This window comes from Paenibacillus sp. 01T424 (genome assembly GCF_056398745.1).
Genome location: NZ_JBFTPZ010000003.1, coordinates 65,186 through 88,377, shown reverse-complemented (window position 1 = coordinate 88,377; position 23,192 = coordinate 65,186). Strand labels below are relative to the sequence as shown.

Below are 23,192 nucleotides of genomic sequence, written 5' to 3'. Positions count from 1 at the left end.
TGTGCATTATGTTTCAAGCAGCTCGCCATCGCCCCGAACAGCAGCAGCTTGATGAGGCTCATTCGGATGAAAATAGCCTTTGCCTCGGAAGGTTTGCCCACTGCTGGCGACAGCAGTAAGCTCAATTCCGATATCCTCATTTCTGCCAAACCATGCTAATAGCTCACGATCGCCAACGCCATTTATATCCACGTACCATAATCGATCCCCATACTCCGTAACTCGAACGAGCTCAGCGGAAGTAAAAGAAAGCTGAATCGTCTTTTGCTGATATGTCATTTCAAATGCGATTAATTCGAATGTTTCCAAGGTGAAGTCCTCCTGAATAATTGCTTCATGCAGCCGATCATGGGACTCGCAGCATGTCTGTTAACGATTGTAATGTTACTGGCTTATTAATGCAACATTACACTTCCAATAATCGTCAGATTAGGAAACGTAAATATAAATAAAAAGGGGCTGAAGGAATGAAAGCGGGTCATTCTCTCAACAAGGATGTTAGACAAAGAAAAAGATTGGGCTGGATTACCGTTGTTTTGCTCTCCCTGTTTCTTGTATTAAGCGCGTGCTCTTCCTCTAAGAATGATGCCTCGAACAGTGGTAACCGAGACATGGAATACAAAAGCAGTTCGGAGAGTGTAGCTCCGAGCAAAGGAGAAGCTACTACAAGTGGTGAGGATCGAAAATCCATTAGTGTGGAGCCTCTAAGACAAAAAGAGGGGGGCAAACGCGGGTATTCAAATCCAGACAAAATAGAGCAGGYCGGGCAACTAACTGCTGGCGAATGGGATGATATAGCTGCTTGGGATCGCTTTGGCAATTTACTCAACTCGCAAGAAGGGGATAGCAGCAAGCGGGTATGGCAGTTTTGGAATTTTAACCGCCTTGAGGTTATCGTCACAGCTGGAGGCAAAGCATTGTCAGATGCACAGGTAGAACTATACGCAGGCAAGAAGACGATATGGAAGGCGCGTACAAACACGGAGGGCAGAGCCTATGTGTATGCAGGTTTATTTGAAAGTGATACGGCGAACTTAGGCCGTTATACTGTTAAAGTGCAATCGGGTCAAGAAAGCAAGACGACGCAGGAGATCGACATCCCACAGCAAGGCAGCATTAAAGTTGATTTAAGTAAAAGTACAGCGCTGTCAGATCAGGTAGACATCATGTTTGTTGTGGATACGACAGGCTCCATGGAAGATGAGCTAAATTATTTGGAAGCGGAGCTTAAGGATGTTGTGAAGCGAGTGTCCGATGAGCATGCAAATCAGCTTGGTATTCGTATTAGCGCAAACTTTTACAAAGATAAGCATGATGATTATATCGTCAAGCCGTATCCATTCACTACGGACATAAATAAAGTGATAGATCAATTTAACAAACAAAAGGCGGATGGGGGCGGAGATTATCCCGAGGCTGTTGATCAGGCGCTGCGCGATGCGCTTCATGAGCATGAGTGGAGCAAGGATGCTAGAGCGCGTCTGCTGTTTCTCGTTCTAGACGCACCGCCTCATGATGAACCACAGGTTATCGACGAGATAAAGCAGCTTACAGAGGATGCGGCAGAGCAAGGGGTTAGAATTATACCTGTAGCTTCTAGCGGAGTGAGTGCAGAGACGGAATATTTGATGCGTTTCATGGCAACAGCGACGGGCGGCACGTATTTGTTTTTAACCGATGACAGCGGTATTGGCAGTGATCACCTAGAGCCAGCAGTAGGCGAATATGAGGTTAAGCTGCTCAATGATTTGCTTGTTGAAGTCATTAATCGTTATGTTCAGCAGTAGTTTTCTTCATTATAAAAAGGGCAATTCCTCGGCAGCCAAAGCTGGTTGAGGGATTGCCCTTTATTTGAATCTGTAAAGTCACATTTATGACTAAGAAGCTCTTAAAGGAGCATGCAGATACCTAGTCAGGAAGGCATGTTAATAAAGCTTGCCTTGACGATACAGCACGGTTGACAGCTTCATAACCGCATGATTATAACAATTTTGACGCAGCGGGAAAGGGTCGCCGAAGAAAGCGGGCAGAATGCCGTTTAACGTTGTTTGCATTTTCTCATACAACATCTTATACACCTGTTCCTCGGTGAAAAATTGTGTTTCTCTCCCTTGCAGCCATTCGAAATAGGAGACGATAACACCGCCGGCGTTTGCAAGAATGTCGGGAATAATGATGGTGCCCTTTGCAGTCAGCACCTCATCAGCCTCGCCAGTGACAGGGGCATTCGCACCTTCCACAATGATGCGGGCTTTTACTTGATCGACGTTGTCCTTGCGAACTTGCTCCTCAAGTGCAGCAAGAATAAGCACATCTACATCTAAATAAAGGACTTCTTCGCGGCCAAGAATTTGGGCTTTCATATCAAGCTCAGACAGCGCGGCTTCGTCCGAAGGCAAATCACCTTGGTGAAGCGATGCGTATTCAAGCAATGAAGGGACAGAGAGACCATCTGGATTGTATAACGTGACGTTGCGATCACTTACAGCTATTACTTTATTGTTTAAATAAGAGCATTTATATGCTTCCATTGCAGCGACTGAACCAACGTTGCCGAAGCCTTGAACGGCGATCGACAGCGGCTTGTCCGCATGCGCTAACGCGGTTTGCACAAACGGGTTTGTGCTGCCAGCTAGCCAGCTGCTTTGCTCTTTAAGAAAATCATAAAGCATGTAACGGAAAGTGAAATAAACGCCTTTTCCGGTAGCTTCTCTGCGGCCTAAAGACCCGCCGTTAATGACGCTTTTGCCGGTGAAGCTGCCGAGGTAAGGATGACCAGGATGAATGCTTTTGTACTCGGCCATCATCCAGTCCATTTCACGCTCGCCGGTTCCCATATCAGGTGCCGGAATATCTTTGTCAGGCCCAAGCACGTCACTGAAATATTGCACGTATTTTTTGCAAATGAGATAAAGCTCTCTAGCGGAATAGGAGCGTGGATTAATAACGACTCCACCTTTACCTCCGCCGAAAGGCACCTCGTGAAGCGCGTTTTTGAGCGTCATTAGCGCAGCTAGATTTGTTACTTCATCTTCGCTTACGGATTCGTGAAACCGAATTCCGCCTTTATAAGGCCCGAGTGTATCGTTATGCTGTATGCGATAGGCCGGAATTCGAACGACATTGCCGTTATCTACCGTAATGCGCAAAAAAGCTTTATGAACTTTATTTGGCGTGGAAAGAATAGCAGCAAGTGATAAGAATGCTTGCTCACGTGCTTGAGCTTGTAAATTTGGTAAAAAAGCAGGGTCTCCCATTAGTGCGTTTAAGGATTGCTGTACGATGGCTCCTGTTTGGCTTGCCATAACTAAACGACCTCCTATGTATTCAGGAATGAGATTTTTTCAAGCTGCAGCGTATAATTGCCAAAGGATATGAGGCAGATACGCTAGCAACTGAACTCTAACTGTAACATATTGGAACGTTATAAGCCAAAACTAGGGATAGCTTGATGTGCCAATGGTTACAAAATCATAGGGATTCAGCTTCGAATCCACTCTTATTAAGCTGGGTAACAGGAAAACTTCCCGTTATATTAGCGAATAAACGCCTTGCAACACAAATAACAGGAAAAACTCCAGCTTATTTCGATGCAAATGACTCATTAGTGGTCTTTTGCAGAAATTAACGGGAGTTTTTCCGTTTCAAGCATGGTAGAAGCAGCATTTGAGCGAGTTTAACAGCAGAAATTCCTGTTAGAATAAACAATTGGCGGCCGAGCGTGATCATTAAATATGCTATGTTAATTTGAGCAATAACGATCCGTGTGGAGGCAGAGAGAATGACAGCTCGTTCAAGCTCCCGAGATTCTCTTGTGTCCAAAGATTGCGTACGAGCGGAGCATCGGCTAAACCAAGCTGCGCAAGCGTCACGGCAACCGTATCCTCTTGATCACTCGCATTAAACAAAGCAACGTACAATGCATCATCGCCCTGTGCTGTCCATGCAATACGGTCCTGTTCTCGATAAAGCTGGCGTGCACCGCGTCCATTCCGATGAAGGGATAATACTTCCTCATTTGTGAGCAATGACAGCGTCCATTCGTCGTTGTCCCGCATTTCACCGCCAAACATAAGCGGCGATCGGAAAATAGCCCATAGCGACATCATCGTTACCTGCTCGTCCCGTGTAAATCTTGTCCAGCGATCGCTGCCTCCGCCATCTACAGAACGAATGCCCAAATGCCCCAGCGGCAGCATATCGCAATCCGGCCACGCTCCATCCCGAGCATGCGGCGCCCACTTCTCGCAGCGCTCAAACATCTCATAAAGCAGGTGCCACAAATCCCAGTAATCATCTGTCATTCGCCACATATTCGCATGCTCTGCAAGCGGACCCGCATGTTCGAGAGGAGCAGGACCAGGCGATAGGCTAAGCACCATCGGTCTGCCGCATTGTTCTATTGCGTGATGAATAAGCTTGATTTCATCCAAATGAATGCCGTAAATTCTGGAAGCGGCAATATCATCCACTTTAACGAAATCGACACCCCATGAAGCGTATAAATCAAATAACGAATTATAATATTGCTGTGCGCCCTCTTTGGAAGCATCAACGCCATACATGTCTGTGTTCCACGGGCAGATCGAATTCGGATGTGCAATCTGGCGAGCGGTTATGTTTGTTCCAAGCAGGCTGGTGTCTGCATGAACGGCTTGACGAGGAATGCCCCTCATCATATGGATACCGAATTTTAGCCCGAGTGAATGAACATAATCAGCTAGAGGTTTGAAGCCTTGACCGTTCGCAGCGGATGGAAATCGGTTAGCTGCGGGCTGCAAGCGGGAATACTCATCCATCTCAAGCGGAACGAAAGGACGATATTGGGACGAATTTGCCCCTGGCTCATACCACTGAATATCAACAATGACATATTCCCAGCCATAATCTCGCAGATGTTCGGCCATATATGCCGCATTTCCGCGAACCTCGTCTTCTCTCACACTTGCGCCATAGCAGTCCCAGCTGTTCCAGCCCATAGGCGGWGTTGCTGCATAGTGATGATGTTTGGAAGTTGTATACATTTGATTTCGTCCTCTCTTATCGTAATATTGCTCTATACGACAATCGTAAAACGAAACGTTAGTCGATGACTAGCGTAATTTATTGCGTTGATATGTAAAATATTGCTCTTCAATCGAACTGTAAACGATCGATTGAAGGAAGCTCCTTGGCTAAGCGGAAATCAGCAGGAGGGAAGCCGACGCGGCTTCGAAATACTTTACTAAAGTAGCTGCCGCTCGAGTAACCAACCGTATGAGCGATTTCTTCGACCGTGAGGCTGCTGCTCCTAAGCAGCTGAACAGCCTTCTCGATTCGGAGCTTCGTTACAAAGTCCATTGGTGACATGCCTGTCGTCTTCGTGAACATTCGCGTAAAATAATATTTAGACAATCCAGCCGCAGCTGCGACATCATCTAAGCTTTGCAAACGATGGAATTCAGCTTCCATATAAGCTGTTGCCTGCTTAATTTGTAGTGGCCAATTCATTTTCTCCTGCTGCTGCAGCGTACTTGATTGCAGCAGTTCCATCATAAGACGATAAATAAGAGATGATGCTTGGTAGCTGTTCTGAATACGATTGCTGCGAGCCTCTGCATATAAATGTTGAAGGCTGCGAACGACAGCGCTTATAGGCTCAAATGTTGGTGTGGCACCGACGGCATGCAGCAGCTCAGACCACAGCGCTTGCATATGCTGCTGGCGGAATAATACAAAATAAAAAGTCCAGTGGTCGCTCGACTGCGGCAAGCAATAGTGATGATCTCCAGGGATTTCTACAAGGAAAGCATTGCCTGCATAGAGATCATGTGTTTCATCCCCGAGTCTGAATTGACCGAAGCCGGAGACGGTATATTGGAATAAGTAAAGCGGGCCGTCAATTCGTTTCATCCCGTCCCAGTAGTAGTTAGTCTCTGTTACCTCTTGATAGCCGGTTGCAAATAACTGATAGATGGGAAGCTGCGGCGGGTCTTGAAATCGATAACCATATACACCGTAGGGCTGATTCATCATCACTTGGAATAATCACCTCGAAGGAAGACGGATTTTCAATCTAGTATTTCATGATGGAAGGTGCTCGAGAAGAGATGCGGCAAATACCTGTTTTTATTTACGGTTCGTTACTGCCTGGTCAAAGCAATCATCATTTTGTTTCATCCTATGTGCAATCGATTCGACCTGGAAAGATCGCAGGGAGACTGGTGGATTGCGGAGATTATCCAGCGGCCGTTCGAGATGCTATTGCTAAAGAGTGCAATAGTATTATAAGCGGTCAATGGATAGTCGTCGATAGAGAAGGACTTGCATCCATGGATGAGCTCGAGCAATTTTATGGTCACGAGGAGCAAAATGATTATGAAAGGGTATGGGTTGCTGACGCAAAGGATAAGCTTGTTTCAGGCTGGGTGTACGTTTGGGAATCCGATAGAGGCTGCCCGGCAATCGCGGATGAATACTGGCCGCTATTTTTCGCTCGTAAAATAAGGGGCATTTTATAAAAAAAGACATAGCCTCTGTGAATTGCACAGGAGCCATGCCGTTGATTACGCCTTAATATGCTGTTTAGGCTTTATCTTTTTCATTATCTGCGTCTGCGGCATAAGCAATTAATGCGACTTCTGAGCCATAAGTTTTAGTCAATTGCTGCTCCAGCTTGCGAATGGCATCGAGCGCATCGCTTTGGTTATTTAATTCAGCGAGATGATAGTCCTTGTCCATCATTAGGGTTCACGTCCTTAAATTCATGGTTTTAATAGTAGAATGGGCATAAAAGTAGGTTGCTATACTTTTTTGCTTGACCGAACTGCAATTGTTCTTTTTAGAGCGGTCGAGTACACTGAAACAGTATGACATAAAGGGATGTGACATCTATGGGAAAATATTTGCTCCAACTAAAACAAATGGCGTCCGGCAGATGGGCGAAATATATGGCAATGGTACTATTGTTTCTTCTGATCGCCGCTGCTGCTTCTTTGTGGGTATCGCCGCCGCAGGCTTTTGCACAGCTGTATTCCGGAATGGAAGAAACAAATTTTGATCCTCACAAGCAGGTTGGCCATAATCATTCGGACGGGACACAATCAGAAGCAGGAATAACCGTTTCGCAAGCTTTATTTTACACGGTTAGAGCGATTTATTATGCTGCCTTTATGTTCGCTGCTGGATTAATGCTTTGGTCCATAACGCTGCCAAAGGATGAGGAATCCACTCTGAGCAAGCTCGTGCAAAAATGGAGCATCTATTCGCTTAGAGGATTGCTGCTTGCCGTGTTGCTATTCGTATTTGTTCATGCGAGTCAATTAATGAAGGGATATGACGGCGGTAATTCGAATGAATGGGTCCGCTTGCTGACGGAGACGTCCACCGGACAATCGTGGCTTGCACTGATCGTACTTTCGCTGCTTGGATTTACGGTTCTGCGAATGCATGATTCACTCAAAATGATTTGGGCTCTGCTGCTTATTGCGGTTGAAAGCTTTAATGGGCATGTTAATGCACTTCCAAGCAATACGTTTGCTATAGTGTTCGACTTCATACATATCGTCTGCTCTGCTTTGTGGGCTGGCGGATTAATGCTGCTATTGCTATTGTGGCGGACTGATCGCAAGGAGGCAGGGAGATTCGCCGAGCGATTTACGAAGGTCGCATGGCTGACAATAGTGCTCCTATCGATTAGTGGAATTGGCATGACGGCACTTCTTCTTCCAAGCTGGCGCTATTTGTTTTATACAAGCTGGGGGTTCATGCTGCTTGCCAAATCAGGATTGGTACTGATTGTTGCTTGCGTTGGATTTCTGCTGCATAAGCGTGCCAAACAGCAAAAGCTGCCTAACGGCAAGCTGCTGAAGCTGGATGGACTTTTGATGGCTTTGGTGCTGATTCTTGCAAGCATCTTCACTTACGTAAGTCCGGTTCCCGATACAGAGCCGTTATCCTATCATAAAATGGGTGAAACGCTCCATTACACGGTAATCATAACGCCAAATGGACCTGGTCCAAATGACGTAAAATTAAAAATTTGGCTGCCTAAGACGCTTGGTTCGCCGGCATCTGTACAATTTCTGCTTCGTACGCCGGACAATCCGAAGAAAGCGGATATTAACGTTCCAGTGCGCGGCGCCAGCGGGGAAAATTATTTAGCTTTCCCAGGGTTTTTAGAAACGGATTATGAATCCGATAAGTTCGAGCTGCCTACACGCGGGGCATGGGAAGCAGAACTGATCATTACGGATCAGACTGGCGCAGTAACGAAGCAGTTGATTCCGTTTCGGAATGACTAATGGGGAGAAAGGGAGCTGAGCAGATGTCGTATAAATGGCTGAAATGGCTAATTTTATGGATTCCGACGGTCGCTATCGGGCTATGGGAGTATTTGCGCCACGCACTGCTGCTCCCGTTCATTTCGATGGATCTCGGCAATTTGCTCGCGCCTGTTTTTGTTTTTATTATTTCGCTGACGCTGCTCCGTGCGTTATTCGCTAAGCTGGAGCAAACGCAAGAGACGCTGCAGCGCGAGCGTATTGTCAAGGCGGCTCTTGAGGAACGTGAGCAGCTCGCTCGCGAGCTTCATGATGGCATATCACAATCGTTGTTTATGCTATCGGTTAAGCTGGACAAGCTGGAGCGGGCGGAGTCCGCTTCTGATGCACAGCAAACGACGGATCAGATTAGAAAAACCGTGAGGCATGTATATGATGACGTCAGACAATCTATTGCCAATTTACACGATGCGCCTTTACCAGCCGATATGTCATGGATGCAAAGCATCCACCATTTAACCGTTGAAATGGAACAGACCTCCGGCATTCAAACAACAGTGGAGTGGCATGTACAGGACGGCTTGTTGTCCTATAAGCAAAAGGTCGAATTACTGGCCATTATGCGTGAGGCTCTTATGAACGTACAGAAGCATGCGAAAGCAAAACAAATTATTATTCAAGGTGAAGGAGTCGGAAGCTCAGAGAAGTCGCCAAATACTTTCCGCTGCTCCATTTTCGATGATGGTATAGGGGCTGAGAAGGAGAAGCTTCACGGCAAAGGCAAGTATGGGGTCAAAATGATGCAGGAGCGAGCAGCTGCGATGGGCTGGACGATGACGGTACAGCAGACGAAACCGCAGGGCACAAAAGTCGAAATCATCGGAAGGAGTGATACCAAATGACGGATAAAACGGCTAAGGTACGCGTTTTTTTAGTAGATGACCATCCCCACGGCCGGGAAGGCATACGCGATATAGTATTAAGCGATGACTCATTTGAAGTAATAGGGGAAGCGGCAAGCGGCGAGGAGGCAATCGCTGCGATCGAAGAATTACAGCCCGATTTGGTGCTTATGGACATTAATATGCCTGGCATTGGCGGACTCGAAGCGACGCAGCGGCTGAAGCTGCTCATGCCCTCATTAAAAATTGTCATGGTAACGGTCTCCGATGACATTACTAATTTATTCGAAGCGATTAAGCGAGGAGCACAAGGTTATTTGCTCAAAAATCTTGCGCCGTCCTCATGGATGGAATATTTGCGAGCGATATCTTTAGATGAAGCACCGATGTCGAAGGAGCTTGCTTTTCGCATGCTGCAGGAATTTTCGAAAATGAAGCCGCAGGAGACGAAGCATCTTGTGAATAAACCTCAAATGCTGGATAAAAATGCGTCTATTATTACGACTCCGCTGACCGATCGGGAGAAAGAAGTGCTTGAGCGGGTGGCTACAGGCGCTTCCAATCGTGAAATTGCAGGCGAGCTGTGCTTGTCGGAGCATACGGTAAAAAACCATCTGAAAAATATTTTGCAAAAGCTTCATCTCGCTAATCGCGTACAGTTGACGATTTACGCCTTTGAGCAGGGGCTTGTTGAACGTTAAAACTTTTGCTGAAGATGCACTTCAAACTATTCGACAAAAATAGCAGGATTCCAACAAAATTCGTAGAACTACTAGATTCATATCTTGCTTAGTTTCTGCTCGTATAGGTCAGATTCAATTTGGGGGGTAGTAAATGTCGAACGATTGGCAATTTCCCATCGATCGTGAAATTAAGCTGTACAATCGGCTGGATGAGCTTCAGCGTCTGAATGAAGGGCTTGAACAAATCGGTGCCGAGGCGGGCTGGTCTGAACGCGCAGTTCTCGACTTGTCTCTAGCATGCGAGGAGCTTGTCATCAACATTGTAAACTACGGCTTCCCATCTGGGGGAGAGCATCATATTGACGTCATTATTCAAGCTTCTCCAACCAGTGTTGAAGTGAAAATAGAAGACGGGGGCGTTCCCTTTAATCCGCTGCAGGAGGCTGATCCTAGAGCACTATTAGAGCTCGAGCTGGAGGATCGTCCGATTGGCGGCTTGGGTATTTTTTTTGTGAAAAGGTTAATGGATGACATTCATTATGAATATGCGGGCGGTTTGAATCGCTTCCGCATGCGCAAGCAATTCGTACTTAATAGCAATGGCGATAAGCGGGAGGAAGCAGACATATGAACATTCAAGCAACGGAGTTAAATGGCATTACGATTATTCCACTAGAGGGAAGATTGGATGGAAATAATGCGACGATAGCGGAGCAAGCTTTCTTGAAGCTATTTGCAGAAGGCAAGCAGCAATTTATTTTTGATTTTACGAATCTGCAATACATAAGCAGTGCGGGACTGCGCGTTATACTGGTGGCGGCTAAGAAGCTTAGAGCCTCTAAAGGACAGATGGTTTGCGCATGTCTCGGCGAGCAAGTCTATGATGTATTTGAAATGTCGGGTTTTACAACCATATTGGATATGGCGAAGACACTGGAAGAAGCGCTAGTCAAACTGGGAGCAGGGGCTTAATGATGGTTCAGCTGAAGCTAGAGAGGCGGTAACGGTCTTGTCAGTACTCTATTTAATATTCGGAGCTGCGGGCCTTGGCGCTGCGGCATATTTATTCGTTTGCAATCGTCGTCTTACCGCAAAGCTGAGGCGTGCGGAAATGCTGTTTGATTTAAGCACGCAGGTTCATTCCTCGCTGCATCAGCCGGAGCTAATAAATTCGGTAAATGCAGCAGCGAAGCAGCTTATATTCGCAGAAGAGGCAGCGGTTGGTCTGGTCGATGACTGGGATTCGCAAGATAATGAGCTTACAAAAACCATGGATCATAGCGTCGGCGATAAGGTAAGCGTGCCGATGATGGCGAGAGGCCGTAAAGTGGGTGTTCTGGAAGCAACCGCTAAGATCGGCGGAGCTCGATTTAGTAGGGCAGATCATGAGACGCTTACTCAGTTCGCAAGGCCGCTGGCATTGGCACTGGATAATGCTAGACTCTATGAAGCGCTTGAGGAGTCGGTGGGGGAGCTGCAAATGGCAACAGCACTCAAGGATCGCCTTGAGAATGAGCTGCAAATTGCCGGCAGCATTCAGCTCAGCTTTCTTCCTACGACAATGCCTTCCGCAAATGAACCTTTTGACGTTTGTGCACTGTTGAAGTCAGCGAAAGAGGTAGGAGGCGACTTCTACAACTTTTTCAAAATAGACGAGGAGCATCTGTTTTTCACACTAGGTGACGTGTCGGATAAAGGAATACCGGCTGCGCTGTTCATGGCGATGACGCTTTCGTTAATTAAAGGGAAAATGAATGCGAGGCTGTCGCCAGGCGAGCTGCTGGAAATGGTCAACGATGAGCTTTGTACGGACAATGCGCAGCTATTCGCAACGATCATATGCGGCGTGCTGAACATTGCGACTGGCGAGGTTGTGCTTAGCGATGGCGGACATTGTACTCCTTACATTGTCAAAGCGGACGGCTCCGTTCTGCCGATTAAGCTCCCCAAAGGCATCCCGCTTGGTTCTTTCCCGGAATTCACTTATCGGAATCAGACCATCGAGCTTGAGCATGGCGATCGTTTTGTCCTCTACACCGATGGTATTACCGAGGCTGAGAACGAACTGCAAGAGCAGTATTCCACTAGTCGTTTACAAAATTTCTTATCTCAAACGTCCGGTTATTCTAGCGCTGAAATCATCGATGCGCTGCTGATGGACGTGTTCATGTTCGCGGACGGAGCTCCACAATCCGACGATATTGCGGTACTTTGCCTCATGCGCCGATAAGCGTAATGCATTCATATAAGGGTGAACCATCATGCGATTTTATGAAACAGGATTCGATTATTTACGTGACGAGCTCGCTTTGCTGGAACAAGGGCTGCGAGTTCTTCTTGCAGATTTTGAGAGCAAGGAAATCGATGGTCAAACGCCAATGTCAATGCGCGGCCTCGTCGTTAATGCTATCGATATAGAACGATCGTTTCTAGGAAACGAGTCTTTACAGGAAGTAGATGCACTAGCTTCGTTTAGACAATTTCGTGTAGAGGCGGAACGACAGTTTTCACAGCACATCCATGACAGCGTAAGCGAGGGAGCAAGGCTCCCGTTCGCCTATTTGTCATGGACTCTTCGTCTTTCGACATGGGAAAAACGCTGCGTTATGTTATGCCTTGCAGCTGAGCTTGATTCACGTTATGAAAGCTGGTTTGGCTATTTGAATGACGACGTTACGCTGCGGGTGCCTACCGCGGAGCTTGCGCTGCGATTGTTAGGAGATTCGAAAGAAGAGTTTTATCATGCTCGTTCGCTGCTCGCAGGTTATTCGACCCTTGGCAGATTTGTACTGAGATCAGGCAGAGCGGCAGTACCCGCTGAGAGAAGCATGCTGAAGCAGCCGCTGCGCATGGACGCCCGTATTATCTCGTTTCTGCTGGATACTGAAAAGCTGGATTCCAGAATTGAAGACGTTTGTACCTTATACGATGGGGCGAGGTCAGCTCCAGAGCTGGCGTTTAATTGCGAGCTTCAAGACATGCTGCTGCAAATTGTGCAAAGGGAACGATCCTTCAAGGGAGACAAATCATTCACTCAAGATGATGAGAATGAGCAGTATGAAATACCGTTTATTCAGTTAAGCGGACCTTCGGGCGCCGGCAAAAAGCTGCATGCCAGACATCTGGCTCAGTCTTTGGAGCAGCCGCTGCTGCTTGTCAAGCTAGACAAGCTTGCTAAGGATGAAGATGCGATGACGGAGCAGTTGAACAATATTGTACGTGAATCACTCTTATCTGTAGCTGTTTTATGCTTCGATGAGGGGGAGGGTGAAAGAAGCGCAGCTGAGGGCTGGCCTCATCAGCAGGAAAGGGTTCGCAAGGCGCTTACTAACTATATAGAATTAGCAAGGCTCCCTGTCGTGTTATGGCTAACGCGAGTAGAAAGACGCTCCTCACAGCTGCCGCTTCCAGCGTTTTCTGCATTAACGAGCCACACTGTGCATGTTCCTAACGCAGAAGTGCGATTGCAGCTCTGGCAGCGCTGCAGCGATGAAAGAGCGGATCGTAGTCTGCTTAGACATTTAGCCGATAAGTATGCTTTTACAGCTGGGCAGATCGAGGGAATGAGCAAACAAGCAGATCGCCTAGCTTACCATAACAAGCATGAATTCCCTACACTTGATGATTATGCCCATGCCTCGCGAACACAGGTTCAGCATCGTTTGTCCGAGCTTGCGGAGAAGCAACGGCTAGTTCGGCGATGGGATGATCTGATATTGCCAGAGGAGCCGCTGGAGCTTCTTAAGGATGCGTGCAGCAGGCATAAGCATAGCGAAACGGTGTTTAATCGATGGGGCTTTGGTCATAAGCTGCCTTATGGTCGAGGCTTAAGCATGTTGTTTGCTGGGCCTCCTGGCACGGGCAAAACGATGGCAGCTGAAGTCGTTGCGGGAGAGATGGGACTAGAGCTTTACCGTATTGATCTGTCGCGCGTTGTGAGCAAATATATCGGAGAAACGGAAAAAAACTTGAGAGAGCTGTTTGCTGAAGCGGAAAGCAGCGGGGCTGTCCTGTTTTTTGACGAAGGAGACTCCTTGTTCGGCAAACGAACGGAAGTAAAAGATTCAAATGATAGATTCGCGAACATGGAGGCATCCTATCTTCTGCAGCGCATTGAAAGTTTCGAGGGTATCTCGATTCTAGCAACCAATTTGCTGCAAAATATGGACGAAGCCTTTTTGCGAAGAATGCAGGTAATCGTTAACTTTCCATTCCCGGATGCCGCCCATCGGGAGCAAATTTTCCGCTCGCTGCTGCCTAAGGATGCGCCGCTTGATCCTGACCTTGATCTGTCATTTCTAGCAGCGCGCATCGATGCATCAGGCGGTCATATTAAAAATATTGTCCTGTCTGCCGCGTTTATGGCTGCCTCGGAGCAAGCTTCAATCGGCATGAGGCATATGGTTCGTGCGACACGTCAAGAGCTCCACAAGATGGGGAAAATTGTCGTGAAAGAATCGTTCGAACCGTATAACTAGCAAGTTTTTATTAATAATTTGTTGTAAAATGTAGTAATTTTACTGAATTTGGTTCGCGAAGTCAGGAAAATTGACATAAATTGAGTAATTTTGCGTAGTCAATTGGTAGTAGAGAAGCTATAATAGAAATCGAATACCATTTTGATTTTTTTGGGAGTGATAGGCTGATGGGTGGATATACGGTTATTGCGGATTTGGAAGCCAGCATGCTGCGCTTGCTACGTGATCATCTTACGCCTGACCCAGTGCCGCGTCCCGAGTTGATCGGAATGGCTTCGCCCCGGGATGCAGGCGATCTAGCTCTTTCCTTGTTTTTGTTCAACGTTAAGGAAAATGGCGAATCTCGCCGGACGGGCATGGTGGATCGTGGAGGTGTGCTTCAGTACCCGCCGCAGGCGCTTGATTTTTATTTTTTAATGACAGCGCATTCGAGTGCGAATCGATTAACGCGTGCATTGGACGAGCATCGGATATTAGGTCGTGCTATGCAGGTCTTTTATGATAATGCCGTACTCAGCGGTACATATCTTGAAGGCACGCTTGCTGAAGGAAACGGTGCGATAAGGATGAATCTAGTCAGCATGGAAGGCGAAGATTTACTGAAGCTTTGGCAGTTCGGTGATACGCCGTACAAGCTTTCTGTCGTCTATCGCATAGGCCCTGTCATGCTCGATTCGAATCGTGTGAAGCCGGTTTCGCGAGTTGTCGAGCGTCATATTGTGCTTGAGGAAAAGGACGGTGGCTAATATGTCACACCATCGTTCAACGAGGGTAACTCGCTGCTCGCTTGTTGTATCGCCAGTTGACGTATGGACAAGAAGGCTGCTTGCACCTTCCGCGTTATCCGTTTCACTTGAGGGCATTCATAAGAAACCCATTCGGAAGCCTAACGGGACCTTTCTGTTTCTTGACCTTCCCTCTGGCAGCTATGTGCTCTCCGTTACCTCATCTGTATTTATACCCTACAGGAAACAGATTGAAACCGCTTCTATTTCAAAATTATACCCAATGATTACAGTACCGCTTTTGCCTAGTCCCAAATATGCTTATCCTGCAGATTCGACAGCTGTCACCTTTGAGTTATGTGATGCTGCTAGCAGACCTTGTGCTGATGCTGAGGTTTGGGCTTACATATGCGAGGATGCCGCAGCACGAGGTAGAATTATGCAAGATTCGCTGCTTGCTGGTGCAGATACAGCAGCAGTGGGGCAGTTGCAGGGACAGACGGTTGCAGGCGAGAGCTTACTGCTTCGCGGTCAAGGCAATGAGGAGCTTGTGCGTGTAGCTGAGATTTTGCCCGGCAATGGACTGCGATTCGAGCAGCCATTGCAGGAAAACTATCGAAGAGGCGCGCTATTATTGCCTGCTGTTCAAACGAGCAGTGCAAATAACGGTATCGTTATTCTTCCATTCCGCGGCATACTGCCCACCAGTTTTCCTATTAAAGTGTTTGCAATTAATGAACATGGCAGCGCTGCGACCGAGTTGACGGCGCAAGCGGGTGAAGTAGTATCAGCGCAGACTTTAGTCCTTCAGTAGGATTAACTATTCTGACGCATTCCAATTGGTCTTGGGGTTGACGCGGGAGAAATATGCCTGCCATTACCTAATACATAAATAGATTCAGAGAGGAGATCACACATGGCTGAGTATTTATCGCCAGGCGTCTATGTGGAGGAATTTGAGAGCGGCGCCAAACCACTGGAAGGTGTTAGTACGAGCACAGCGGGCTTTATTGGGCTTGCTGCTCGCGGACCAGTCGAGGGTTTACCGCAGCTTATTACAAGTCCAGCTGATTTTGGACGTGTATATGGTTCCTATTTATCTGAAAATGCTTTTGGCTCATACCGTTTTCTTGCGCATGCGGTTAATCAGTTTTTCACAAACGGAGGCTCCCGCTGCTTCATTTCCCGGGTAGCGCCGTCAGATGCCAAAACTGCCTCTAACGAAGCTCAGAAGGATGCGGTTCTCTCCATTACCGCCAAAAATCCAGGCGCTTGGGGCAATCAAATTCGTGCTGTTGTTGTTCCTGCAAGCAAAGCAAAAACACCGATCTTTGAAGCAAGCGAAGGCAATCGTTACCGCGTGAAAAACGCTGCTGGCTTTTATGCTGGGGATGTGGTCGTTTTTACAAATGGTACAGACAAGCAATACAACCGCATCATTTCTGTTCATGATCAAGTGATTGAGCTTGCAGAAGCACTTAGCGGCGATGTAGTGGATACGGCTCTAGTTCCAACTAAAGTACTAAGCTCCTCGGAGTTTACGATTAACGTGCTTTACGGAACAGAGTCGGAAACCTACGAGAAAGCATCACTAAATCCAGAGGCTCCAAACTATGTGGAGAAGCTGGTATCCCGCTCGAATATCGTAAGCGTACAAGTACTAAAGGCATCGGAAGAGAGCATTGCTCCGCTGGAGCAAATTGCTGGTTCTGAGCTTGCCGTATTTGAAATTCTGCTTGCGGGAGGTAGTGATGGTTCTGCTGCGAGCTTGTCGGCTGCTGATTTTATCGGCGAAGACTTTGGTCCAGGCAGAAGAACAGGCATCCAGTCGTTTATCGACAACGATGTTGTCAGCATCATGGCGATTCCAGGTGTAACCGATCCTAACGTACAGCTGTCGCTGGTTGCTCATTGTGAAAGCTTGGGAAGCCGCTTTGCGATTCTTGATCTTCCTCGCGAAGTAACGAAGGTACAGGATGTGCTTGCTCATCGTGATTTGTTCGATTCAAGCTATTGCGCACTGTATAATCCATGGCTGCAAGTGTTTGACCCGCTCGACAAACGCAATATTTTCATCCCGCCATCTGGTACAATCGCTGGGGTATATGCTCGTTCGGACACGACACGCGGCGTACAAAAGGCGCCTGCCAACGAAACGCTTCGCGGTGTAGTAGGCCTAGACGTTCAATATAACAATGGCGAGCAGGATATTCTTAACCCAGCAGGCGTCAACTTGATTCGTGCTTTTACAGGTCAAGGCATTCGCGTATGGGGCGCTCGTACATGTTCATCCAATACACTTTGGAAATATATCAACGTACGCCGCTTATTCATTTTCATCGAAGGTTCGATCATGAATGGATCAAGCTGGGTTGTATTTGAACCGAATACCGAGCAGCTATGGGCCCGGGTTCAGCGCACGATTGACGCATTCTTAACTCGTGTATGGCGTGACGGAGCATTGTCCGGTACAAGCCCGTCTGAAGCATTTTATATTGAAATTGGACGTTCAACGATGACACAGGATGACATCGACAATGGACGATTGATTTGTGTAATCGGCGTAGCGCCGGTGAAACCAGCTGAATTCGTCGTATTCCGCATCACACAAAAAACAGGTTCGGAATAGTCATTAGCTTCCATATCGAATAACGGAAGGGGATCCACATGCCAGGAGATCGTATTGATCCATATCGCAATTTTAGATTTCGTGTAGAAGTAGAAGGTCTTGAGCAAGCAGGATTTAGCGAGGTTTCCGGTTTTGAGGCAACCTTTGATGTGGTCGAATACCGCGAGGGCAACGAGGTTATTACACCTCGCAAGCTTCCAGGCTTAATCAAGTACGGCAACATTTCACTGAAATGGGGCACGACTGAATCGATGGAGCTGTATGATTGGCTTCAAGAATGCGCCGAAGGAACGATTGAGCGCAAAACGATTACGATCATCGCGCTTGACGAAGAAGGCGAAGACGTGGCTACTTGGCAGGTTATCGAAGCTTGGCCTGTTAAATATACTGCGCCTACCTTCAATGGTACCGGCAATGATATTGCGCTAGAGCTGATTGAATTCGCTCATGAGGGTTTAACGCGCACCGCATAGAAATGAGTAATTAAAGCTGGTTTATGGCGAACAAGGGAGGTCAGCAGGCGAGAAATCGTTTGCTCCTCTCTTGTTTTCCGCTTTTCTAGAAATTGATTCTATTTTACATATTGGAGTGATGACCGGATGGCGTTTCAAACGGAATATGAATTTGAATTGCCTCGCGGCTACGTGGATGATCAAGGCAATCTCCACCGGCGGGGGGTTATGCGGCTTGCTACGGCAGCTGATGAAATTTTACCGATGAAGGACCCGCGCGTACAATCCAACCCTAGTTATTTGACCGTTATTTTGATGGCTAGAGTGGTAACGAAGCTTGGGGACGTTAGGCATATTGATACGAAGCTGATCGAGAAGCTGTTTACGGCAGATCTTGCTTATTTGCAAAATCTATATCGTCAGATTAATGACTTAGAGGCGCCTAAGGTGCTTACGGCTTGTCCGAAATGTGACCACGAGTTCGAGGTGGCTGTCGATTTTTTGTCCTTAACGGAAGCTCTCTCTTAGGTTATCCGGTTGACCGGCTGTACGAGGAGGTAGGCTTCGTCGCGTATTATTTTCATTGGTCGCATGACGAAATTATGAGCATGGAGCATGCAGAACGCAGGCGCTGGTGCGACGAAATTTCCAAAATAAATCGCAAGATGAACGATGAATCAGATAGCGGTAAGAAAAATATTTTCGACGTTTTTGGAAAGAGGTGACGCGGCGCTATGGCAGTCATGAAGGGGCAAGAGAAAGGTCGCTTTCACGATGTAGCTACAACATTCAAGTTTTGGGTGGAGCTCGATGACATTTTTGTTGCTGGGTTCTCTGAGGTTTCGGGACTTGAGGCAGAAACAGAAATTGAGGAATACCGTGAAGGCGGAGTGAATGGTTATGTTCATAAGCTGCCGATGGGCGTTCGGTTCCCAAATCTCGTGCTGCGCAAGGGTATGACTAAATCGCCTGCTCTTTGGAGCTGGTACGAAAGCACAATAGATGGAACGATTGACCGCAAAACAGGTGCGATTGTACTGCAATCTGCTGACGGAACAGAATTTGGGCGCTGGAGCTTCTTTGATGCTTATCCGGTGAGGTGGACCGGGCCGCATCTGAATGCGAGCACGAGTGACATTGCGGTTGAAACGATAGAAATTATTCATAGCGGTTTATATGGCGATTTTCAGAAGTAGGGTTGTGCATGTAGTCAAACGTTAATGAATCATAAAATGCAAGTTGAACGGGAATAGGAGGATGCACCGGTATGAAACGAATTTTGGACCGTATGGGCAAAGCTGCGACAAAGCAATCAACGTCGGTTCAGCCGTTTGCCGGAGGCATCTTAAATAAATATAAGACAGGCACAGGACGCAAAATATTTGAGCGGGTCGCTATGTCGCATGTGATCAAAAATGAACCGACCATTACTCAGCAAACGCTGCATGTGCAAGTCGTAGCACCTAAAGCAGCAGCACCAAATAACGGCTACAATAAAAAAACGCCGCCTAGTCCAGAGCGCAAGCCTGAGCGCATCATGATGCGCGAGCGAGTAACGGTAGAGCGTGAAACGATCGTATTCAGAGATGTGACACATATTATCAAAGAACTAAGAACGATAAGAGAAATAGCAATAGCACAGCCTGTTCAAGGGAAAGAAACGAATGATGGAGCACTCCACAAAATAGGCATTACGAAGCAGTTAGATGAGATTGTTAACAGCAGTATAATTACGAACAGATTTAAGCATGACCATTCCAAACGAATAATACCGCATGTTTCGCAGCTGCCTACTCAACCATTGAAGGCAGAGCAGCAGACGGATTACTATAAATGGCTGCAAGCCAAGCTTCAACCCGGTATTGTTATTCAATCGCTTCGAAAGCTGGATAACCTTAATAAGCCGCTGGCGAAGGATCGAGCTCAGCTTAAGTCTAACCTCAAGCAGGCTAACGATTCTGGCGCATCATTGAGCAAGGCGCCTTTGCAGCTTACGAATGCACGCAGAGCAGTCGTTTCACAAGAGCAGCGGGAAGCGGAGAAGAGAAGCGCCGCTGCGGGCAAGGTTCTAAGCGAGGCTGGGAAGAGAGCCGAAGCGGTGAAGCTGGAGCAGCGGGAGGCGGAGAAGAGAAGCGCCGCTGCAAGTAAGGTTAAAAGTGAGGCTGGGAAGAGAGTCGAAGCAGTTAAGTTGGAGCAGCGGGAGGCTGGTAAGCAGAGCGCGGCTGCGGGCAAGGTTCTAAGCGAGGCTGGGAAGAGAGCCGAAGCGGTGAAGCTGGAGCAGCGGGAGGCGGAGAAGAGAAGCGCCGCTGCAAGTAAGGTTCTAAGCGAGGCTGGGAAGAGAGCCGAAGCGGTGAAGCTGGAGCAGCGGGAGGCGGAGAAGAGAAGCGCCGCTGCGGGTAAGGTTATGAGCGAGGCAGGTAAGAGAGCCGAAGCAGTGAAGCTGGAGCAGCGGGAAGCGGGTAAGCAGAGCGCCGCTGCGAGTAAGGTTCTAAGCGAGGCTGGGAAGAGAGCCGAAGCGGAGAAGCTGGAGCAGCGGGAAGCGGAGAAGAGAAGCGCCGCTGCGGGCAAGGTTCTAAGTGAGGCTGGGAAGAGAGCCGAAGCGGCGAAGCTGGAGCAGCGGGAGGCGGATAAGCAGAGCGCCGCTGCGAGTAAGGTTCTAAGCGAGGCAGGGAAAAGAGCCGAAGCGGCGAAGCTGGAGCAGCTAGAGACAGCGACACATACGTTCCGTACGCTCTCGAGTAGACAGGCCGATGATGTGTTACCGCAAGAAGATCGTGCAAAAGGAAAAAAACAGCTAAAGCTAAAGCATCGTAATCATCAAAAACATATCTCCGAGCAAACGGAGATGTCGCAAGAAGCAGCACCAAATGGCAAGGAAGCGGATGTACAATCAAATGCCTCCGCGAAAAAAACGAATCAACCGAATCGTTTGGCAATGCCAAATGCAGAATCAGAAACAGAAGCTGCCGCTATCCATTCAAGTATCAAGGTAACCGCTAGCAAGATAACTGATGTTAATCGAAATAGGCTTCAGCTTCCAGTATTGCAGCGCAAGCCGCAGCTTTTGAACGAATTAACTGAACGGAGCAGCCAATCAGCGATTGCTGCCAAACGTCTCATTCATCGAGCGAATCGTTCACAGTCAGATCAGCCTCGAGAGGTCGATAATGATTCAACTGTAAATCTGAATAATAGCAGCATGATTAATACAGTCGTGCCTTCCAATAAAAAAGAGATTAAAGCTAATCCAGCTGGTATCTCATCGAATGTAAGCAGCTGGAAGCAAAATGAAACAAAACCTAGCAGTGCTGCTACTTCAATCCATAAAGCAATTGCAGCACAAGCAGGGATATCAGCTGATGGATCTCAACGGTTTATACCGTCAAGGACATTATCAAATGCTCTTGCAGAAGCAGCAAGAATAAGGAACCGGATTATGGCTTCGAGGCCTGCCCAGATGGTTTTGCGACGTTTTGAACAGAGACAGCCTGCGCAGAGCGCAGTGCCAGTGCTAAGGCAGGATGCAAGCAAGGCATCCGAAGCTACCGCCCTAAAGAAGCCGTTAACTCAGCTCAACTATAAGCATAAAGCTGCAACGGATCATAATCCGGAAGGGAATATACGTGCTCAAAGCCGCCGTGCTATTTTACATAAACGAACAATCGTACCAGAATCGCAAACCTTAACTCATGATGCGAATTTCATTCAAGGCGCTTCTGCTCGTGCCAGTCGAACAGACGCGAGTGCGACATCAGAGAATTTGTCTAAAATGGCAGAATTGAAGCCAAGCGAAGAGGCTGGTTTAAATACGGGCTTGGCATCTGTTACCGTTCGCGGACAATTAATTGCGAGAGCAGCGAATAATAAGAAGACGTTATTGAAAAACGGAGCATCACTGTCGCATAAGCGGCGAGTGATAGCGGCAAATCATGAAGCGAGCATCAGCGCTATACTTCAGAATGCAATACAAGGGAAAAGAAAAGGGACAACAATGCCTAGTCCTTTTTCTCCTGCCAATGCTGGAGCAAAAGTAGATTCAGCTTCTCCTTTAGTAGGAAGAACGGTTCATCGTTTTTCTGCTGAATGGCTCCCATCTGAAGCGATTAAAACCTCAGCATATGCGGTTGAAAACAATAATATCAGGTATACATCCAATTCATTAGTGCGGAGGCTAGCGGAGCAGACTTCTCCAAACACAAAGCCAAGCACTAGCGCTGAAGCGAAACAAAAGCCGGTCGAATCAAGACTAGTTCAACGGCAAGTCCGTAAAAATAACAGCACCTCGGTAAATGAAATAGAAAAAACATATGGCGCTGAATCATTAAATGATGTGGCGAATAAAGCATCACAAACGTTGGCTAACCGCTTTGAAATGTCAGCCGAAGCTACGGAATCAGCGAAAGCTTCCGCATCCATGCGCGCGTATCCAACACTAAGCGTGCACAAGCAGACAGAATCAGGAGACATGAAGCTGTCAGCTCCTGCTCTCCCTATTGGCGAGAGAAATAAACGCAGTGGACAAACCAATCCTGTGCATCGTCAAACGTTAATGTCATCTTTCTTGAATAGCGGATCCAGAGCAGGAGTGACTCCATTCCGAACGATTCAAAGACATTCTGGCTTCGCTAATCTTGCTGCAAAAGCATCCATAGAAAACAAGCCGATGCTTAGCGGACTAACATCCGTTGTAAAAGCCGGCATTGAGCCTAGTTCCGTTCAATCTAGCGGCACAATTGGCGATCAAGTAAGGCTTAGTTATACAGCAGCTGCCCGTCATCGTAATACAGCTGGCCAAGCTGCACCTAGCGGAGTAGAGACGAACGCTGCTTCATTTGTTGAACGAGGCGAGATGCCCACACTTTCGCATCATAAACCAAGTGGGCCCGCTGCACAGGAGCCGCCGCGTCAGGTGAAGGTGGAAGCGCCTCGCGAGCTGGACCCTGTGCAGCTGCAGAAGATGATTATGAAAATGCCGCAGCTGCATCCAGAAGCTATTGCGGATCAAGTATATAAGGCGTTGGAGCGAAAGATGAAGCTGGAGCAGCGAAGAAGAGGCTTCTAA

The 23,192-nt window shown here is 47.6% G+C and carries 22 protein-coding genes; 17 read left to right on the top strand and 5 right to left on the bottom strand.

The window, feature by feature from the left end; genetic code table 11:
- Positions 1–6: 6 nt before the first annotated feature.
- The gene (locus tag AC1DPK_RS03800; protein WP_441879080.1) at positions 7–309 is read right to left on the bottom strand and encodes a hypothetical protein; all 303 of its coding nucleotides are present in this window, start codon (positions 307–309) and stop codon (positions 7–9) included.
- A gap of 158 nt (positions 310–467) precedes the next feature.
- On the opposite strand from AC1DPK_RS03800, the gene AC1DPK_RS03795 reads away from it, so the two are divergent.
- Positions 468–1,787: a VWA domain-containing protein gene (locus AC1DPK_RS03795; RefSeq protein WP_477509379.1), complete on the top strand. Its 1,320-nt coding sequence runs from the start codon at positions 468–470 to the stop codon at positions 1,785–1,787.
- A 138-nt stretch (positions 1,788–1,925) separates the two neighbouring features.
- On the opposite strand, the gene AC1DPK_RS03790 is transcribed toward AC1DPK_RS03795, so the two are convergent.
- The 3 genes from AC1DPK_RS03790 to AC1DPK_RS03780 all read right to left on the bottom strand — a co-directional run bounded on the left by AC1DPK_RS03790 (position 1,926) and on the right by AC1DPK_RS03780 (position 6,015).
- Positions 1,926–3,305 carry a Glu/Leu/Phe/Val family dehydrogenase gene (locus AC1DPK_RS03790; RefSeq protein WP_477509378.1) on the bottom strand — a complete coding sequence of 460 codons (1,380 nt, stop codon included), beginning with the start codon at positions 3,303–3,305 and terminating at the stop codon, positions 1,926–1,928.
- A 432-nt stretch (positions 3,306–3,737) separates the two neighbouring features.
- Entirely contained in the window at positions 3,738–5,024 is a 1,287-nt protein-coding gene (locus AC1DPK_RS03785) for a glycoside hydrolase family 27 protein (protein WP_477509377.1), read from the bottom strand.
- A gap of 109 nt (positions 5,025–5,133) precedes the next feature.
- On the bottom strand, positions 5,134–6,015 hold the full coding sequence (locus AC1DPK_RS03780) for a helix-turn-helix domain-containing protein (protein ID WP_477509466.1): 882 nt from the start codon (positions 6,013–6,015) through the stop codon (positions 5,134–5,136).
- 74 nt (positions 6,016–6,089) lie between these two features.
- Between AC1DPK_RS03780 and AC1DPK_RS03775 the strand changes: the two genes are divergently transcribed.
- Positions 6,090–6,500 carry a gamma-glutamylcyclotransferase family protein gene (locus AC1DPK_RS03775; RefSeq protein WP_477509376.1) on the top strand — a complete coding sequence of 137 codons (411 nt, stop codon included), beginning with the start codon at positions 6,090–6,092 and terminating at the stop codon, positions 6,498–6,500.
- A gap of 64 nt (positions 6,501–6,564) precedes the next feature.
- On the opposite strand, the gene AC1DPK_RS03770 is transcribed toward AC1DPK_RS03775, so the two are convergent.
- The gene (locus tag AC1DPK_RS03770) at positions 6,565–6,723 is read right to left on the bottom strand and encodes a hypothetical protein (protein WP_339207657.1); all 159 of its coding nucleotides are present in this window, start codon (positions 6,721–6,723) and stop codon (positions 6,565–6,567) included.
- 149 nt (positions 6,724–6,872) lie between these two features.
- On the opposite strand from AC1DPK_RS03770, the gene AC1DPK_RS03765 reads away from it, so the two are divergent.
- From AC1DPK_RS03765 to AC1DPK_RS03695, 15 genes are all read left to right on the top strand, one after another.
- Positions 6,873–8,282, top strand: a complete 1,410-nt coding sequence (locus AC1DPK_RS03765; protein WP_477509375.1) for a copper resistance D family protein — start codon at positions 6,873–6,875, stop codon at positions 8,280–8,282.
- A gap of 23 nt (positions 8,283–8,305) precedes the next feature.
- Entirely contained in the window at positions 8,306–9,163 is an 858-nt protein-coding gene (locus tag AC1DPK_RS03760; RefSeq protein ID WP_477509374.1) for a sensor histidine kinase, read from the top strand.
- Positions 9,160–9,864, top strand: coding sequence for a response regulator (locus AC1DPK_RS03755; RefSeq protein WP_477509373.1), 705 nt, complete (start codon positions 9,160–9,162; stop codon positions 9,862–9,864). The genes AC1DPK_RS03760 and AC1DPK_RS03755 overlap by 4 nt, the downstream gene beginning before the upstream one ends.
- 133 nt (positions 9,865–9,997) lie before the next feature.
- The gene (locus AC1DPK_RS03750; RefSeq protein WP_339207663.1) at positions 9,998–10,477 is read left to right on the top strand and encodes an ATP-binding protein; all 480 of its coding nucleotides are present in this window, start codon (positions 9,998–10,000) and stop codon (positions 10,475–10,477) included.
- On the top strand, positions 10,474–10,818 hold the full coding sequence (locus AC1DPK_RS03745; protein ID WP_477509372.1) for an STAS domain-containing protein: 345 nt from the start codon (positions 10,474–10,476) through the stop codon (positions 10,816–10,818). The genes AC1DPK_RS03750 and AC1DPK_RS03745 overlap by 4 nt, the downstream gene beginning before the upstream one ends.
- 37 nt (positions 10,819–10,855) lie before the next feature.
- Positions 10,856–12,076: a PP2C family protein-serine/threonine phosphatase gene (locus tag AC1DPK_RS03740; protein ID WP_477509371.1), complete on the top strand. Its 1,221-nt coding sequence runs from the start codon at positions 10,856–10,858 to the stop codon at positions 12,074–12,076.
- A gap of 31 nt (positions 12,077–12,107) precedes the next feature.
- Entirely contained in the window at positions 12,108–14,324 is a 2,217-nt protein-coding gene (locus tag AC1DPK_RS03735; RefSeq protein WP_477509370.1) for an AAA family ATPase, read from the top strand.
- A gap of 167 nt (positions 14,325–14,491) precedes the next feature.
- On the top strand, positions 14,492–15,070 hold the full coding sequence (locus tag AC1DPK_RS03730; protein ID WP_477509369.1) for a Pvc16 family protein: 579 nt from the start codon (positions 14,492–14,494) through the stop codon (positions 15,068–15,070).
- A complete protein-coding gene (locus AC1DPK_RS03725) occupies positions 15,063–15,863 on the top strand; it encodes a peptidase associated/transthyretin-like domain-containing protein (RefSeq protein WP_477509368.1) in 801 nt (266 codons plus the stop codon). Before AC1DPK_RS03730 ends, AC1DPK_RS03725 begins: the two co-directional genes overlap by 8 nt.
- A gap of 102 nt (positions 15,864–15,965) precedes the next feature.
- Complete coding sequence (locus AC1DPK_RS03720) at positions 15,966–17,678, top strand: phage tail sheath family protein (protein ID WP_477509367.1); 1,713 nt, start codon at positions 15,966–15,968, stop codon at positions 17,676–17,678.
- 38 nt (positions 17,679–17,716) lie between these two features.
- A complete protein-coding gene (locus AC1DPK_RS03715) occupies positions 17,717–18,151 on the top strand; it encodes a phage tail protein (RefSeq protein ID WP_076267913.1) in 435 nt (144 codons plus the stop codon).
- Positions 18,152–18,277: 126 nt separating this feature from the next.
- Positions 18,278–18,658: a hypothetical protein gene (locus tag AC1DPK_RS03710; protein ID WP_028611985.1), complete on the top strand. Its 381-nt coding sequence runs from the start codon at positions 18,278–18,280 to the stop codon at positions 18,656–18,658.
- A 17-nt stretch (positions 18,659–18,675) separates the two neighbouring features.
- Positions 18,676–18,855 (top strand): DUF6760 family protein, encoded by a 180-nt coding sequence (locus AC1DPK_RS03705; RefSeq protein WP_076267912.1) that lies wholly within the window; start codon positions 18,676–18,678, stop codon positions 18,853–18,855.
- 9 nt (positions 18,856–18,864) lie between these two features.
- Positions 18,865–19,326, top strand: coding sequence for a phage tail protein (locus tag AC1DPK_RS03700; protein WP_256710880.1), 462 nt, complete (start codon positions 18,865–18,867; stop codon positions 19,324–19,326).
- Positions 19,327–19,397: 71 nt separating this feature from the next.
- Entirely contained in the window at positions 19,398–23,192 is a 3,795-nt protein-coding gene (locus AC1DPK_RS03695; RefSeq protein ID WP_477509366.1) for a hypothetical protein, read from the top strand.